Source organism: Haloplanus salinarum (genome assembly GCF_009762275.1).
Taxonomy (GTDB): domain Archaea; phylum Halobacteriota; class Halobacteria; order Halobacteriales; family Haloferacaceae; genus Haloplanus; species Haloplanus salinarum.
Map to the genome: position 1 here is coordinate 813,054 of NZ_CP034345.1, position 14,119 is coordinate 827,172.

13 protein-coding genes and 1 pseudogene are annotated in these 14,119 nt (G+C 68.3%); 7 read left to right on the forward strand and 7 right to left on the reverse strand.

What is annotated here, in order from left to right; translation table 11 throughout:
* Positions 1 to 51: 51 nt before the first annotated feature.
* Positions 52 to 984 carry an RsmB/NOP family class I SAM-dependent RNA methyltransferase gene (locus tag EI982_RS05430; RefSeq protein WP_157688519.1) on the forward strand — a complete coding sequence of 311 codons (933 nt, stop codon included), beginning with the start codon at positions 52 to 54 and terminating at the stop codon, positions 982 to 984.
* Positions 981 to 1,493: a DUF7122 family protein gene (locus tag EI982_RS05435; protein WP_157688520.1), complete on the forward strand. Its 513-nt coding sequence runs from the start codon at positions 981 to 983 to the stop codon at positions 1,491 to 1,493. Before EI982_RS05430 ends, EI982_RS05435 begins: the two co-directional genes overlap by 4 nt.
* 88 nt (positions 1,494 to 1,581) lie before the next feature.
* On the opposite strand, the gene EI982_RS19125 is transcribed toward EI982_RS05435, so the two are convergent.
* From EI982_RS19125 to EI982_RS05460, 6 genes and pseudogenes are all read right to left on the reverse strand, one after another.
* The gene (locus tag EI982_RS19125) at positions 1,582 to 2,238 is read right to left on the reverse strand and encodes an ABC transporter ATP-binding protein (RefSeq protein WP_394352070.1); all 657 of its coding nucleotides are present in this window, start codon (positions 2,236 to 2,238) and stop codon (positions 1,582 to 1,584) included.
* A 42-nt stretch (positions 2,239 to 2,280) separates the two neighbouring features.
* Positions 2,281 to 2,708: pseudogene (locus EI982_RS19130) on the reverse strand (ATP-binding cassette domain-containing protein); the annotation flags it as partial.
* Between the two features lie 82 nt (positions 2,709 to 2,790).
* Positions 2,791 to 3,675 carry a carbohydrate ABC transporter permease gene (locus EI982_RS05445; protein ID WP_157688521.1) on the reverse strand — a complete coding sequence of 295 codons (885 nt, stop codon included), beginning with the start codon at positions 3,673 to 3,675 and terminating at the stop codon, positions 2,791 to 2,793.
* Positions 3,672 to 4,616, reverse strand: a complete 945-nt coding sequence (locus tag EI982_RS05450; RefSeq protein ID WP_157688522.1) for a carbohydrate ABC transporter permease — start codon at positions 4,614 to 4,616, stop codon at positions 3,672 to 3,674. The genes EI982_RS05445 and EI982_RS05450 overlap by 4 nt, the downstream gene beginning before the upstream one ends.
* Positions 4,617 to 4,705: 89 nt before the next feature.
* Positions 4,706 to 6,196 (reverse strand): ABC transporter substrate-binding protein, encoded by a 1,491-nt coding sequence (locus tag EI982_RS05455; RefSeq protein WP_157688523.1) that lies wholly within the window; start codon positions 6,194 to 6,196, stop codon positions 4,706 to 4,708.
* A 94-nt stretch (positions 6,197 to 6,290) separates the two neighbouring features.
* Positions 6,291 to 7,082: an SDR family NAD(P)-dependent oxidoreductase gene (locus EI982_RS05460; protein ID WP_157688524.1), complete on the reverse strand. Its 792-nt coding sequence runs from the start codon at positions 7,080 to 7,082 to the stop codon at positions 6,291 to 6,293.
* Between the two features lie 137 nt (positions 7,083 to 7,219).
* On the opposite strand from EI982_RS05460, the gene EI982_RS05465 reads away from it, so the two are divergent.
* The 3 genes from EI982_RS05465 (at position 7,220) to EI982_RS05475 (ending at position 9,650) form a co-directional block, all read left to right on the forward strand.
* Complete coding sequence (locus EI982_RS05465) at positions 7,220 to 8,221, forward strand: LLM class flavin-dependent oxidoreductase (protein ID WP_157688525.1); 1,002 nt, start codon at positions 7,220 to 7,222, stop codon at positions 8,219 to 8,221.
* Positions 8,222 to 8,270: 49 nt separating this feature from the next.
* Positions 8,271 to 8,936, forward strand: coding sequence for a cyclase family protein (locus tag EI982_RS05470; protein ID WP_157688526.1), 666 nt, complete (start codon positions 8,271 to 8,273; stop codon positions 8,934 to 8,936).
* A gap of 243 nt (positions 8,937 to 9,179) precedes the next feature.
* Complete coding sequence (locus EI982_RS05475) at positions 9,180 to 9,650, forward strand: Lrp/AsnC family transcriptional regulator (RefSeq protein WP_157688527.1); 471 nt, start codon at positions 9,180 to 9,182, stop codon at positions 9,648 to 9,650.
* A gap of 63 nt (positions 9,651 to 9,713) precedes the next feature.
* Here the strand turns inward: EI982_RS05475 and EI982_RS05480 are convergent, their stop codons facing one another.
* Positions 9,714 to 10,001 carry an amphi-Trp domain-containing protein gene (locus tag EI982_RS05480; protein ID WP_157688528.1) on the reverse strand — a complete coding sequence of 96 codons (288 nt, stop codon included), beginning with the start codon at positions 9,999 to 10,001 and terminating at the stop codon, positions 9,714 to 9,716.
* 220 nt (positions 10,002 to 10,221) lie between these two features.
* On the opposite strand from EI982_RS05480, the gene EI982_RS05485 reads away from it, so the two are divergent.
* Both EI982_RS05485 and EI982_RS05490 read left to right on the forward strand, forming a co-directional pair.
* Complete coding sequence (locus EI982_RS05485) at positions 10,222 to 11,706, forward strand: proton-conducting transporter transmembrane domain-containing protein (RefSeq protein WP_157688529.1); 1,485 nt, start codon at positions 10,222 to 10,224, stop codon at positions 11,704 to 11,706.
* Positions 11,696 to 14,116, forward strand: a complete 2,421-nt coding sequence (locus tag EI982_RS05490) for a DUF2309 domain-containing protein (protein ID WP_157688530.1) — start codon at positions 11,696 to 11,698, stop codon at positions 14,114 to 14,116. Before EI982_RS05485 ends, EI982_RS05490 begins: the two co-directional genes overlap by 11 nt.
* The last annotated feature ends 3 nt before the right edge of the window (positions 14,117 to 14,119 follow it).

A 14,119-nucleotide genomic window follows, 5' to 3' on the forward strand; every position in this document is an offset into this window, starting at 1 on the left:
CCAGCGGGCCGAACCCAAACCCACTAACCCGCGCCCGTCGAAGAGCCGTCGATGACTCCGCTGGAGCGGTACGAATCGCTCGTCGACGACGCCACGGCCTTCCGGGCAGCCTGCGACCGGCCGCTGCCCGCCGTCGTCCGCGTCAACACGATCAAGACCACCGTCGACCGGGTGCTCGAAGCCCTCGACGCCGAGGGCATCGCCCACGAGCGGACCGACTGGCACCCGGGCGTGCTCCGCCTGCCCGAGGACTCCCCGGGGCGGAACTGGCCCCACGCTCACGGCTGGATCCACGGCCAGGAGGAGGTGTCGAACCTCCCGGCGCTGGTGCTGGATCCCGATCCCGGCGACCGGGTGTGGGACGCCTGTGCCGCCCCCGGGAGCAAGACCACGCAGTTGGCGGCGCTGATGGACGACCGTGGGCTCCTCGTCGGCAACGACAACAACCTCGGTCGGCTCTCCGCGCTCCGTCACAACGCCGAGCGCCTCGGGGTGACGAACCTCGTGGTCACGAACCGAGACGCGCGGAACTTCTCGCTGAAGCCGCTGGGGGAGGATTCCGGACACCCGAACGCCGTCGACGCCTTCGATCGCGCCCTCGTCGACGCCCCCTGTTCCTGCGAGGGGACGATCCGCAAGAACCCCGACGCCTTCGACACCTGGTCGCTGGATCACGTCCACAGCGTCGCCGGCGTCCAGAAGGGCATCCTCCGGCGGGCCGTACAGGCGACCCGTCCCGGCGGAACCGTCGTCTACTCCACCTGCACCTTCGCCCCCGAAGAGAACGAGGCGGTGCTGGATCACGTCCTCGCCGCCGAGGAGTGCCGACTCGTCGACCTCGACGCCCCGCTCGACGGCGTCCCCGGGGTCACCGAGTGGGAGGGCGAGTCGTACGATCCGAGCGTCGAGAAGGCGCTCCGGATCTACCCGCACCACAACGACACGGGCGGGTTCTTCTGTGCGAAGCTGGAGGTGGGCGGATGACGAACGACGGCCAGCGGTTCGACCGCCTGCCCGCGACGGCCGCCGAGCGGGAGGTGGCCGGGCGGGCGAGTCGCGCCGAGGTGATCGACTGGTGGGTGGACCGGTTCGGCATCGACCGCGAGGCGTTCGCGGACTACACCTTCTGGGAGAAGGGCGCGGGAAAGATCTGGATCTTCGCCGCCGACCTGCCCACCCCCGTCGACGCCGAGGGCGTCGGCATGACGTTCCTGCGGACGCGCCAGGAACACTGGAAGCCGACGACCAACGCAGTCCAGCGGTTCGGCGGCGCGGCGACGCGGAACGTGATCGAACTCGACGCCGACGGGGCGCGGACCTTCCTCGCCGGCGAGGACCTCGACCCCGAGTGGGACGGCGACTGGGGCTACCTGATCGTCGCCCACCGGATCGCCGGCGAGCGCGAACCCATCGGCGTCGGCCTCTACGTCCACGACGAGTTGCGGTCGGTGATCCCGAAAGGGCGGCGAGCGTCGGTCTCGCCGCCGGAATAGGGGCGGCGAGCGTCGGTCTCGCCGCCGGAATAGGGGCGGCGAGCGTCGCTGCCGGCGCGGGAGTGAACGGTCGCGCGACCGGGGTCGGTTACGTCTCGGGCGTGGCGGGCGCGGACCGGTCGCGCTCGGCCGCCCGCTCGACCCGGGGACTCTCGGGGGAGACACCGTCGAAGAGGTCGATCTTCCCGGGCGGGAGTCGAACGAGGAGGGAGTCGCCCTGTTCGACCGGGAGGTCGGGGTCGACCTCGGCCAGGAACTCGGCGCCGCCGAGGTCGATGTGGACGATCTGGACGTTCCCCATCAACTCGACCACGTCGACGACCGCCTCGAACGTGTAGTCGTCGGGCGAATCGACGATCTGGACGCTCTCGGGTCGGATGCCGAGGGTGAGCGGGTCGACCGTCGCGGCGTCGGCGAGTTCGTCGGGGATGCGGACCGACACGTCGCCGACGTCGGCGTCGAACGTCCCGGACGCGAGCGACCCCGTGAGCAGGTTCATGCTCGGACTCCCGATGAACTCGGCGACGAAGCGGTTGGCCGGCCGCTGGTACACCTCCTTCGGCGGCGCGAGCTGCTGGATCTTCCCCTCGTTCATCACCGCGACGCGGTCGCCCATCGTCATCGCCTCCTCCTGGTTGTGCGTGACGTGGACCATGGTGACGCCGAGTTCCTGCTGGAGGCGAACCACCTCCGTCCGCATCTCCTTTCGGAGCTTCGCGTCCAGGTTCGCCAGCGGCTCGTCCATGAGGAACGCCTGCGGGTCGCGGACGAGCGCCCGGCCGAGCGCGACTCGCTGTTGCTGGCCGCCCGAGAGGTTCGCGGGCTTCCGGTCGAGCAGTTCCGTGATGTCGAGCATGCCCGCGGCCTCCTCGACGCGTTCCGCCGCCTCCGCGTCGGGCACGTCGCGGGCCTCCAGTGGGAACGAGATGTTCCCCGGACGGTCCGGTGGGGGTAGAGCGCGAAGGACTGGAACACCATCGCGATGTCGCGGTTCTGTGGCTGGACGTCGTTGACGCGGATGCCGTCGATCAGGACGTCGCCGCTGGTCGGGGCTTCGAGTCCGGCGATCATCCGGAGCGTCGTCGACTTCCCGGATCCCGAGGGGCCGACGAGGACGACGAGTTCGCCGTCTTCGATGGTCAGCGACACGTCGTCGACGGCGACGATGTCGTCGCCGAACTCCTTGCGTACCGTATCGAGTTCGATCGTAGTCATGGGTTGTGAGGTGGATGGGAGGGGACGCGGTCGAGCGCGGTCCGTCGGTCGTTCGGGTGCTGGGGAGCCGTCGGCGCGGCGGTCATCCTTTCACCGCCCCGAGGGTGAGCCCGCGGACGAGTCGTTTCTGCATCAAAAGCGAGATGACGATGATCGGGATCATGGCGAGCACCGACAGCGCGGCGACCTGGTTCCAGAGGGTCGCGTGCCCGCCGACGAGCGACGGGATGATCACCGGGTAGGTCTGGGCGGCGTTGCGCGTGAACACGAGCGCGAACTGGAACTCGTTCCACGAGAAGATCCAGACCAGGAGCGTCGTCGTGACGATACCCGGCGAGACGAGGGGGAGCGACACCTTGAAGAACGCTTCGAGCCGCGAGTAGCCGTCCATGATCGCCGCCTCCTCGACGGCCTGGGGGATGTCCTGGAAGAAACTCCGCATCAACCAGACCACCAGCGGGACGTTGAACGTCAGGTACAGCAGCATCATCGTCGGATACGTGTCGATCATGCCGACCTGCCGAAACATGAAAAACAGCGGCAGGATCGGCGCGATGGGGGGGAACATCCGAAGCGAGAGGATCCAGAAGGCCAGATGTTTGCCCCCGACCTTACCCGGATTGCGGGCGTAGGCGTACCCCGCGGGCACGCCGATGAGCATCGCGAGAGCCGTCGCGCCGACGCTGACGATGACGCTGTTCACGAGTACCGACGATCCCGCACCGGTGAGGATATCGACGTACGGCGAGACGGTGAACGTCTCGGGGACGAACGTCGGCGGGAACGTCTGGGTCTCGGGGGCCGGCTTGAACGACGTGTTCACCGTCCAGTACAGCGGGAACAGCGTCGCCACGAGGATGACGCTGACGAAGGAGGTGACGCCGATGGTGCGGAAGGCACCCCGGAGCGAGACGGGTTCCTCGGTCGCGCCGGCCAGTCGGTGGCGGGTCCACTCGACGACGCTCATACGACGCGATCACCCCCTTCGCCCCGTTCGAGCACGGAGAGGAACACGTTCGCGAGGACGACAGCGAACAGCAGGAGGAGCCAACTCATCGCCGTCGCCTTCCCCATCGAGAACGAGTTGAACCCGAGCAGGTAGTTGTAGTACGTGGCCAGTTCCGAGGAGGTACCGGGGCCGCCGCCGGTCATGACGAACATCTTGTCGAAGAACTTGAACGCGTCCATCGCCCGTAGCAGGATGGCGATGGCGATGACGCCTTTCATCTGCGGGAGCGTGACGTGACGGAAGGTGAACCAGCGGTCGGCGCCGTCGATCCGCGCGGCCTCGTAGAGGTCCTCGCTGATCGACAGGCGGCCGGTATAGAGGATGAGGATCATAAAGGGCGTCCACTGCCAGATGTCGGCGATGAGGATGCTGTTCAGCGACATCGCCGTCGACGACAGCCACGCCGGTTGGCCGACGCCGGCCGCCGCCAGCAGGTAGTTGATGGGGCCGAAGGACTCCTGAAAGAGGAGCCGCCAGATGAGCCCCGCGACGATGGGCGCCATCATCATCGGGAGCAAGAGGAGCGTGAACAGTACGGTCGTCACGCGGCCACGGGTGTAGTTCGCCATGAACAGCGCGACGGCGAACCCGAGGGTGAACTCGATGGCGACGCCGAGGCCGACGTAGTAGGCCGTGTTGCCGATGGTGGTCCAGAACCGGTCGCTCGTCAGCAGGTCGGCGTAGTTCGCCAGGCCGACGAACGCGCCGTTGCGCGTCGCGATGGAGAGATTGAGGTCGGTGAAACTGGTCCACAGCGACCAGAGCATCGGGAAGATGACCAGCGCGAGCAGGATGAGCAGCGCCGGAATCGCGAACCAGTATTCGAGGTGTTCGTTTCGGACGTAGCTACTGATGCCGGTCGAACGGTGTGCCTGCGTATCGTCGGTGGATGATGCCATCGGTGAGTTACCTCCGTCGTCCGTGCGCCCACCCGGACCGGGAGGGCCGTCCGGGGGGGACCGGGGGCGCTCGGCGAACTACCATCGCCTCACTCCCAGATACCCGCGTTCTGCCACGCTTCGATGACGTTGCTGTAATACTCCTGTTGCTGTTCGCGGCCCAGGTCCTCGACGATGCTCTCCCACTCGCTCTCGACGTTCTCGAGGGTCTCCTCGACGCCGGTCTCGCCGCTGACGAACCGCGAAATCTCGATGTCGAGGGCGTTGATGTAGTCCTGCGAGCCCGGCCAGTACGGCACGGGGTACCCCTGTTCGAGCGTCGCCTGCACGGCCGACGTGTACTGCTCCGCGCTCTCCATGTCACCGAAGGCGACGGACTCCTGTGGGGCGTCCCGGTAGGGATTCTCCTGGGTGAACGGCTCGGGGTCGGAGAGCTGTGAGCTGCGGAACGGGTCCTCGCCACAGCCGGGGTCGGAGACCATGTGCGTGCTGTACTCCGGCAGCGTGAACGTCTGTGCGAAGCGGTAGGCGGCGAGTTTCTGCTCGTCGCTGACCCCCGACGGAACGCCGAGGACGCGGCCGACCGGCATCGCGCTGGCGGCACGACCGTCCTCCCATCCGGGGACGGCCGCGCCGCCCCACTTGCCGCGGGTGGCCTCCGAGGCGGCCGCCTTCTTCGGGACGTCGGTCCACTGGACGACCATCGCCACGTTGCCGCCGGTGAACGCGTCCCGAAGCTCGGGGTAGCCGTAACTGGCCGTGTCGTCGGGGGCGTACTGGATCGTCTCCCGCCAGGATTCCAGGGCGCGTCGCCCCGCCTCGGTGTTGATCTGTGGGTTCATGTCCTCGTCGAAGTACTTCCCGCCCAGGCCGCCGAAGCGGGTGAGGAACCAGCCGTAGGCGAACCCGCGCTTGCCGAAGGTCGCGACGCCGTGGTCGATGTCGTCGGTCTCCTCGGTGAAATAGCGCGCCACCTCGTTGAACTCGGCCCAGGTCTCGGGCACCTCGATGTCGTGTTGCTCGAAGAGGTCCCGGCGGTAGACGAGCATCAACACGTCGCCGTCGATGGGGAGCGCGTACGTGTTGCCACCCCACTGGGTGTACATCTGCCGGAACGGTTTGAGCATGTCGTCGAACTGCGGGTCCCAGCCCTCGATCTCCATCATGTCGTCCAGCGGCTGGAGGTGGCCGTTGGCCGCGAACGTCCCCAGATACTGGGGATAGAAGCTCACGAGGTCGAACGCCCCGGAGTTGCTCGTGAACTCCGTCATCAGGTTCGAGAACAGGTTGGTGAACCCGAAGCCGTTGATTTCGCCGAGCTCGACGCCAGTGTCCTCCTGAATTGAGTCGCTGAACCACTGGAAGGGGTTGGTGTTGTGCCCCTCGTCGATGGCGAGGGAGATTGACGCCCCGTCGACCGCCGCGTCGGGGTCGTCCGGGATTCCCATCTCGCCGTCGCCACCGCCACCGCCGCCGATACAGCCGGACAGGCCGGCCGCCGCGGCGGCGCTCGCCGCGCTCATCCCGTGGACGAACCGTCGTCGGCTGATTCCGTCGGTTTGGTTGTGAGAGTCACTCATGCCGTCCTTGACGATTACGACGATTAGTAATAAAAATTGCCGGTGGTTTCGGGGGCTGAGATCCCGTTTCCGTCCCCCGAGTTCCGTCTGCGCGTCAGTACATGACGATGCCCGCCGTGACGTTGAGGTCCTGGCCGGTCACCCGTCGGGTGCGCTCGGAACACAGGACGAGGACCGCGTCGGCGACGTCCCCGGCGGTGACGAACTCGTCCATCGGCGAAGCCGACCGGAACTCGGCTTCCACCTCCGCGACGGGGCGGTCCTGCGAGGCGGCCTGTGCCTCGATGACGGCGTCGAGCCGTGGCCCCGCGACGCTCCCCGGACAGACGGCGTTGACGTTGACGTCGTGGTCGGCGAGTTCGACCGCTAGCGTCCGGGTGAAGCCGATGACCCCCATCTTCGAGGTGGTGTACGGCGTCCGATCTTCGAGGGGCCGTTTCCCGCTCATCGACGAGACGTTGACGACGCGCCCGCCCCCGCGCTTGAGGTGGGGGATCGCCGCCGACGTGGTGTTGAACAGGCTCCCGAGGTTCACCGAGAGCGTCGACATGAACTCCTCGTGGGTGATCTCCTCGCAGGGTTTCGTGGGCCCCGCGATGCCCACGTTGTTGACGACGATATCGAGGCCACCGAAGGCGTCGGCCGCCGCCTCGACGAACGAGGCGGCGGCGTCCGGGTCGCTCGCGTCGGCCTCGTGGGTGAGTAGGTCGCCGTCGGTTCCGTCGAGCGCGTCCGCCGCCTCGGCGAGGGCGTCCGCATCGATGTCGTTGATGGCGACGTCGACCCCGGCGTCGAGGAGCGCCTCGGCGATCCGTCGCCCGATACCCCGCCCGGCACCAGTCACGACTGCCGACTCCCCGACGAGGGAGAGGTCAGTGGCTGACATGGCGAGAGGTGTGGGCGTTCGCCGTCTTAGCTGTACTGGTCGGGTGGACGACACGAGGTGTCGGTCGGGGCCGACCGATCGCCAGGGACGATAACCTGCCCCGAATTTCATTACAGACGGCGCCGTTGGGGAAGACGATGCAGTTCGATTGGATGGTTCAATGTTACCCGGGAGTGGGCGTCCACCGCGACGCGCCGCTGCTGGAGGACCTCGACAGGGAGACGACCATGGCCGGCGTCGACGCCGTCGAGGCCGCCGGCCTCGAAGGGCTGTGGGCACCCGATCACTTCATGCTCGGGCCGAAACACCAGGAGTACGAGGTTTGGACGCTGCTCTCCGCGCTCGCCGAGCGGACCGACGACATGGAACTCGGACCGCTGGTCGGCTCGGTCACCTACCGCAATCCCGCCCTGCTGGCGAAGATGGCTACGACGGTGGACATCCTCTCCGAGGGGAACCTCCGACTCGGGCTCGGCGCCGGGTGGCACGACGAGGAACACCGCGCCTACGACTTCGACTACCCGGACATCGAGCAGCGCATCGAGATGCTCGACGAGACCATCCGCGTGGCGAAGGCGATGTTCACCGAGGACGAACCGACCTTCCACGGGGACCACTACCACATCGAGGACGCCTACAACGAGCCGAAACCCGTTCAGGACCCGCATCCGCCCATCGTCGTCGGTGGCGCCGGGCCGAAACTGCTCCGCGTGGCCGCCCGCCACGCCGACGAGTGGAACGTCGAGATCAGCGGCCGTGCCCGGGGACCGCCCATCGAGTTCAAGGTCGAGAAGTTCGACGAGTACCTCGAGGAGGCGGGGCGTGATCCCGCCGACGTCGAACGGTCGTGGCTCGCACACGTCCTCGTCAGGGAGGACGAGGACGAACTCCAGCGACTCTGCGACGAGATCTTCCCGCTCCCGTGGGGCGAGGAGGACGACATCGACGAGAACCTCTCGAACGCCCAGGAAGCACGGGAGAAAGGCGACTTCCTCATCGGTACGCCCGCCGAGGTGATCGAGGGGATCGAATCCATCCGCGAACTCGGCTTCGAGCGGCTCCAGCTCATGTTCCTGGATTTCCCCGACACGCGCGGCATCGAGCTGTTCGGCGACGAGGTCCGTCCGGCGCTCCAGTGACCGGGGGTCCGTCCGAAGGTCTATGTGGTGACCGGTCGCTCACACGGGTATGAGCGAGTGGATCGACCTCACACAGACGCTCGCGGAGGACAGCCCGACGCTCCCGCCCCTGCACCCGAAACCGGAGTTCGAGGACTACGCGACCCTCGACGAGGACGACTACAACTCCACGCTCCTGCATCTGGAGACCCACTGTGGGACGCACATGGACGCACCGACGCATTTCCTCTCGAAAGAGGAGTATCGCACCATCGACGAGGTGACCGTCGACGAGATGGTCACCGAGGGCGTGATCTGTGATTTCAGCCACAAGGAACCCGGAAGCGGCGTCTCCCGCGAGGAGCTGGCCGAACAGGCCGAGCGGTACGACCTCTCGGCGGGCGACTACCTCATCTTCGACTGCGGGATGGCGCCGGCGGATACGGACCACTACCTCCGGAACTTCGTCTACCCCGAGGCGGAGGCCGCGGAGTACATGGTCGAACGGGACATCGCGTGTTTCGCCATCGACGCGCTGTCGGCGGACAAACCGGGCGCCGAACTCGCGGAACACCACGTCCACTACACGCTCCTCCCCGAGGACATCCTGATCATCGAGGGGGTCGCCAACCTCGAAGCGGTGAGCGCCGGTCGGTACGACGTCATCGCGACGCCGATTCCCTACGACAACCGCGACGGCTCACAGGTCCGGCTGCTGGTCCGGCCACAGGAGTGACCTGGGTCGGTACGACGGTCGGCCGCGTCGGCTCAGCGTTCGAACGCCCCGCTGATGAGGTCAGCGACCCGCCCGCGGTCGGAGAGCCGGTCGTTCCGGGCCACGGTGATCCCGGAGGTGATCGGATCGGCGACGTGTGGGATCGTCCGACCGTTCGATATCGCGGTATGTGATGTACGGCGGGGTCACGCGGCGGCAGGGCGGTCGAACAATGTAAAGTACCTTTGCTGCGGAGATACCGGTATGAGCGACGTAGACGACGTCGACCGAGCGATCCTGTACGCGCTCCAGGAGGACGCCCGAAACACCTCCTCGGGGGACATCGCGGAGCGGACCGGCACCTCCGACAGCACCGTCCGCAAGCGGCTCAAACGCCTCGAATCGGAGGATATCATCAAGGGGTACAGCGCCGAGGTGGACTACCAGCGGTCGGGCTACCCGCTCCGGATGTTGCTGTTCTGTACCGCGTCGATCCCCGAACGCGGCGAACGCATCCCCGAGATACTCGACATCGACGGAGTCGTGTCGGTCCAAGAACTCGTCACCGGCGACCGAAACCTCCTGGTGACCGTCGTCGGCGAGTCGGACGACGACATCACGCCAATCGCACAGGAACTCCTCGAGATGGGGCTGACGGTGGCCGACGAAGTGCTCGTCCGGAGCCACCAGACGACGCCATTCGGGGAGTTCGACACGGAGGACGGGGACGACTGATACGGATCGTTGGCGCGGTCGACCGCGCTATTTCCGTCCACCACGGCCGAGCGTCCGTCCCCCTCACTCGATCTCCAACTGCCCGCTCCCGGTACCGTTCCGGTCGCCGCTCTCGTCCCATTCGAGTTCGAACTCGATGCTCAACTCCCCGGGGCCGTCCGCCGGTCCTTCACGTTCGGCTTTGACCTCGAAGGTGGGTCGGGCTGGCGGCTCCATCGTCACGGATTCCGACCCGGCTCTGAGCGTGATCGCGTCCCCGCGTTCGAGCTTGTCGGCGACGCTGCGGAGGTACGATGCGATCCCGTCTCGGGTCTGGGTGCTCTCGGATTCGAACAGGACTTCTTCGGGCATATGGGAACGGTAGGCGCCCCGTGCCGATAAACGAACCTCCGACCGCGACGGATGTATCCTCCCGATAAACATAATGTTCTTTAATACGTTATTTTGGAACGTATTGGGAATATAGATAGATTTAATAGACGTTCTGTTCGTATTAGTGGGTAGAGACGACCGGCGAGTGAACAGGGCGGACCGGAACGGTCCGTGCGGTGGCCGGTCGGAGACGCAAACGATGACAGGACAAACCGAGACGACGGTGGGGGCGTTGCCGACGGCGACGAACGGGAACTCGCGCGTGCCGGTCGCGCTGACGCGACTCGTGTGGCTCCTGTGGCTGGCGAGTGTCGGCGTGCTGGCCGGCCAGCTCCGTGGCGGCGAGCCTTGGGGCCTCGCGGATCTGGTCATCGTCGACGGGTTGACCGCGGTGATGTGGGTGGCGGCCACTTTCTTCAGTGGCGTCGTCCACAGCTACTCGCGGCGCTACATGGCCGGAGGCCGGGCCGTCGATCGGTTCTTCGGGCGCGTGTTCGGCTTCACGCTGCTCGTGATGACCCTGGTCGCGGCCGACCACCTCGCCCTGTTCGGGGCCGCGTGGCTCGCGATGGGGCTGGTGATGGCCGACCTGATCGGCCACGTCGAGGGGTGGCCACAGGCACGTGCCGCGGGGTCGCTCGCCCGCCGGAACTTCCTCGCGAGCAGCGGGGCGCTCGCGGCCGCGCTCGGCACGCTGTGGTGGCACACCGGGGCGACGACGGTGTCGGGCCTCGCGTCGACGGTCGGGAACGCGTCGCCGGCGGTCCTGTCCCTCGCCGCGGGGGCGCTCCTGCTCGCGGCGGCGATCCAATCGGCGCTCGTTCCCTTCCACACGTGGCTGCTCTCGTCGATGACGGCTCCCACGCCGGCCTCGGCGCTGATGCACGCCGGCTTCGTCAACGCCGGCGGCGTCCTGCTGGTCCGGTTCGCCCCCGTCGTCACCGCGGAGGGCGCCGTCATGCTCGGACTCGTGGCCCTCGGCGCGGCGAGCGCGATCCTCGGAAAGCTCCTGAAGACCGTCCGGACGGACGTCAAGGGCAAGCTCGGGTGTTCGACCGTCGGACAGATGGGCTTCATGCTCATGCAGGCGGGGCTCGGCTTTTTCGGGGCCGCGATCACCCACCTCGTCCTGCACGGCTGTTACAAGGCCTACCGCTTTCTCGGCTCCGGCGAGGGGATCGAACGCGAGTCGCCGACGAAGCGGACGGCGCGTGGGTCGACCGGGGCCGCGGGCGTCGCGGTGATCGCCGGCACTGCGCTCGCTGGGGGCGTCCTCTTCGGGACGCTCACCGGCAAGGGGATGGGAGCGGACGGCGGTCTCCTGTTGACGCTGCTGGTCGTCCTGACGGTCATGCATGCGGCCCGCGACCTGGTCGCCGACGGGTCGCTTCCGTCGGCGGTCCGGTACGGTGCCGTCCCGGCGGTCGCCCTGCCGGCCATCGCCGTCTACGCCGCCGTCTACGGCCTGATAGAGGGGCTCTTGGCCGGCCTACCGGCGGTCGGCCAGCCGACGGCGCTGACGCCGGTCCACGGCCTCGTCGCCGCCGCGTTCGTCCTGGCGTATCTCGGCGTCGAGACCGGGGCCTACCGGCACAGCCGGCGCCTCTACGTGGCGCTGTTGAACGCGACGCAACCGCCGACCGCGACCCAACTGACGAGCACGGAGGAGTACGATGAGTACTGAACCCGCGATCCGCGACAGCATCGACACGGCGGCCGAGGCGGTCGGCTCGGTCTGGCCGCTGCACTCGTTCGTGACCGCCAACCCGCTCGCCGGGTTCGAGGACCGGCCGTTCCACGAGGCCGTCGCGGACGCCGAGCGGACCCTCGGCGGCGACGGCTACCCGAGCGCCGACGTGTTCCGCCGCGCGTGGGAGGACGGTCGGATCGACGACGACGTGTTGCGCGCGGAGCTCGCCGCCCACGGGTACGACGCCGACCCCGCCGCGACGCTCGAACGCATGGAGCGTGCGGACGCGGACGCCCCGAACGAGACCACCGCCGACGACCGCGTCGATGCGGTCCTGACGAAGTGGCTGTCTGTCTTCCTCGACGAGGGACGGGCGAAGTGGCCCATGCCGGACCGCGACCGTGGGTTCTACGCGGCGTTCCGGAGCGTCGCCCGGTACGACGGCGAAATTCCCGACGCCGAGGCCGTCGCCGCGCTTCCCGACGACCCGGTCGACGCCATCCGCGACCGCCTCGACGAGTACCCCGTCGGCCGGTGGCAGGACGTCTTCGAGTTCCACCTGACGGCGCTCCCGGGCTGGACGGGGCTCCTCAAGCGGCGGGCCGAGGCGGACGGCGCCTGGCAGTCGGCGTACCCGATCACGCTCCCGGGGTATCTGGCGGTCCGTCTGACGCTCGCGGACCTGTTCGACGCGCCCCTCGTACCCGACGAGGCCCCCGACGACGGCGACGGCGCCGCCGACACTACGGGCGACGACGTCCCGCTCGCCGAGGTCTGGCTGACGGCCTGGGAGGCGACCTACCGCTCGGAACTCGTCGACCCGCTCACGGACGCGAGCGAGGCGGCCGCGGACGCCGACGACGACGGCCGCCCGGACGCACAACTGGTCTTCTGTATCGACACGCGCTCGGAGGTCATCCGCCGGCACGTCGAGCGCGCGGGCGACTACGAGACCCACGGCTACGCCGGCTTCTTCGGGATCCCGATGCGCTACGAGGGCTACGACGCCGACGTATCCGTGGACGCCTGTCCGCCCATCGTCGACGCGCAACACCGCATCGCGGACCGCCCCCCCGCGGACCCCGACGGCGACCGGGGCACACACGACCGGTGGCACGCCGTCCGCGAGGCCGGCGCGTCGGTCGTCGAACGCCTCGGCGCCAACGCCGCGACCGCCTTCAGCTTCGTCGAGAGCGCGGGCGTGGGGTACGGCTCGGCGCTGGCCGCCCGGACGCTCGTCCCCGAGCGCGTCGGCGGCCTGCTCGACGCCGTCGGCCGCCGCGTGCCCGACGCCCACGAGTTCTGCGAGCCGACGGTCGAGTACAACCCCGACTCCGTCAACGACCTCCGTGAGGGCCTCACGCTCGACGAACGGGTCGAGTACGCGGCGACGGCCTTCGAACTCATGGGATGGGAGCGGTTCGGCCGCGTGGTCGCCTTCGTCGGTCACGCCAGTCACACGACGAACAACCCGTTCGATTCGAGCCTGGACTGCGGTGCCTGCGCCGGCAACCCCGGCGGGCCGAACGCCCGCGTCCTCGCACGGATCTGTAACGACGAGGCGGTCAGGGCGGCACTCCGGGAGCGCGGGGTGGACGTCCCCGACGACACCGTCTTCGTCGCGGGCGAGCACGACACGACCACCGACGGGATCGAGTTGTACGACGGCGACGTCCCCGAGAGTCACGCGGCGGACCTCGAACGGCTCCGTGCCGACCTCGAAACCGCCCGGGCCGGGGCGGCCGCCGAGCGTGTCGACGAGGACGACCCCGACGCGGCCGTCCGCGAGACCGAGCGGCGCGCCGCCGACTGGGCGGAGACGCGCCCGGAGTGGGGGCTGGCCGGCAACGCGGGCTTCGTCGTCGGCCCCCGGGCGCTTACCGACGGCCTCGACCTGGACGGCCGGGCGTTCCTCCACTCCTACGACTGGACGACCGATCCGGACGGCGACGCCCTCGAAGCCATCGTGACCGGACCGATGGTCGTCACCCAGTGGATCAACGCCCAGTACTACTTCGCGACGGTCGACAACCCCGTCTACGGGAGCGGGTCGAAGGTGACCCACAACCCCGTCGGGAACGTCGGCGTCTACCAGGGCAACGGCGGCGACCTGATGACCGGCCTTCCGCTCCAGTCCGTGATGAGCGCGGCCGACGAGCCGTACCACCAACCGGTCCGGCTCTCGACGGTGATCCACGCGCCGGTCGAGCGCGTGACCCAGGTGCTCGCGGACCACGACGCGGTGACCGGCCTGCTCGATGGCGGCTGGCTCTCCGTGACCGTCGTCGACCCCGAACAGGACCACCGGGCGTTCCACTACGCGGGCGACCTCGAGTGGACGCCGGCCTCCGAGCGGACGGCCGAGACGGCGCCACGCCGCGTGGCCCCGACGACTCGGTCGTAGCCC

What these genes read in the sequence shown, in the direction of transcription:
- EI982_RS05450 (WP_157688522.1), bottom strand. Translation starts at nt 4,616, where the DNA reads ATGGCATCATCCACCGACGATACGCAGGCACACCGTTCGACCGGCATC.
- EI982_RS05465 (WP_157688525.1), top strand. Translation starts at nt 7,220, where the DNA reads ATGCAGTTCGATTGGATGGTTCAATGTTACCCGGGAGTGGGCGTCCAC.
- EI982_RS05475 (WP_157688527.1), top strand. Translation starts at nt 9,180, where the DNA reads ATGAGCGACGTAGACGACGTCGACCGAGCGATCCTGTACGCGCTCCAG.
- EI982_RS05445 (WP_157688521.1), bottom strand. Translation starts at nt 3,675, where the DNA reads ATGAGCGTCGTCGAGTGGACCCGCCACCGACTGGCCGGCGCGACCGAG.
- EI982_RS05435 (WP_157688520.1), top strand. Translation starts at nt 981, where the DNA reads ATGACGAACGACGGCCAGCGGTTCGACCGCCTGCCCGCGACGGCCGCC.
- EI982_RS05460 (WP_157688524.1), bottom strand. Translation starts at nt 7,082, where the DNA reads ATGTCAGCCACTGACCTCTCCCTCGTCGGGGAGTCGGCAGTCGTGACT.
- EI982_RS05490 (WP_157688530.1), top strand. Translation starts at nt 11,696, where the DNA reads ATGAGTACTGAACCCGCGATCCGCGACAGCATCGACACGGCGGCCGAG.
- EI982_RS19125 (WP_394352070.1), bottom strand. Translation starts at nt 2,238, where the DNA reads ATGGACGAGCCGCTGGCGAACCTGGACGCGAAGCTCCGAAAGGAGATG.
- EI982_RS05430 (WP_157688519.1), top strand. Translation starts at nt 52, where the DNA reads ATGACTCCGCTGGAGCGGTACGAATCGCTCGTCGACGACGCCACGGCC.
- EI982_RS05455 (WP_157688523.1), bottom strand. Translation starts at nt 6,196, where the DNA reads ATGAGTGACTCTCACAACCAAACCGACGGAATCAGCCGACGACGGTTC.
- EI982_RS05480 (WP_157688528.1), bottom strand. Translation starts at nt 10,001, where the DNA reads ATGCCCGAAGAAGTCCTGTTCGAATCCGAGAGCACCCAGACCCGAGAC.
- EI982_RS05470 (WP_157688526.1), top strand. Translation starts at nt 8,271, where the DNA reads ATGAGCGAGTGGATCGACCTCACACAGACGCTCGCGGAGGACAGCCCG.
- EI982_RS05485 (WP_157688529.1), top strand. Translation starts at nt 10,222, where the DNA reads ATGACAGGACAAACCGAGACGACGGTGGGGGCGTTGCCGACGGCGACG.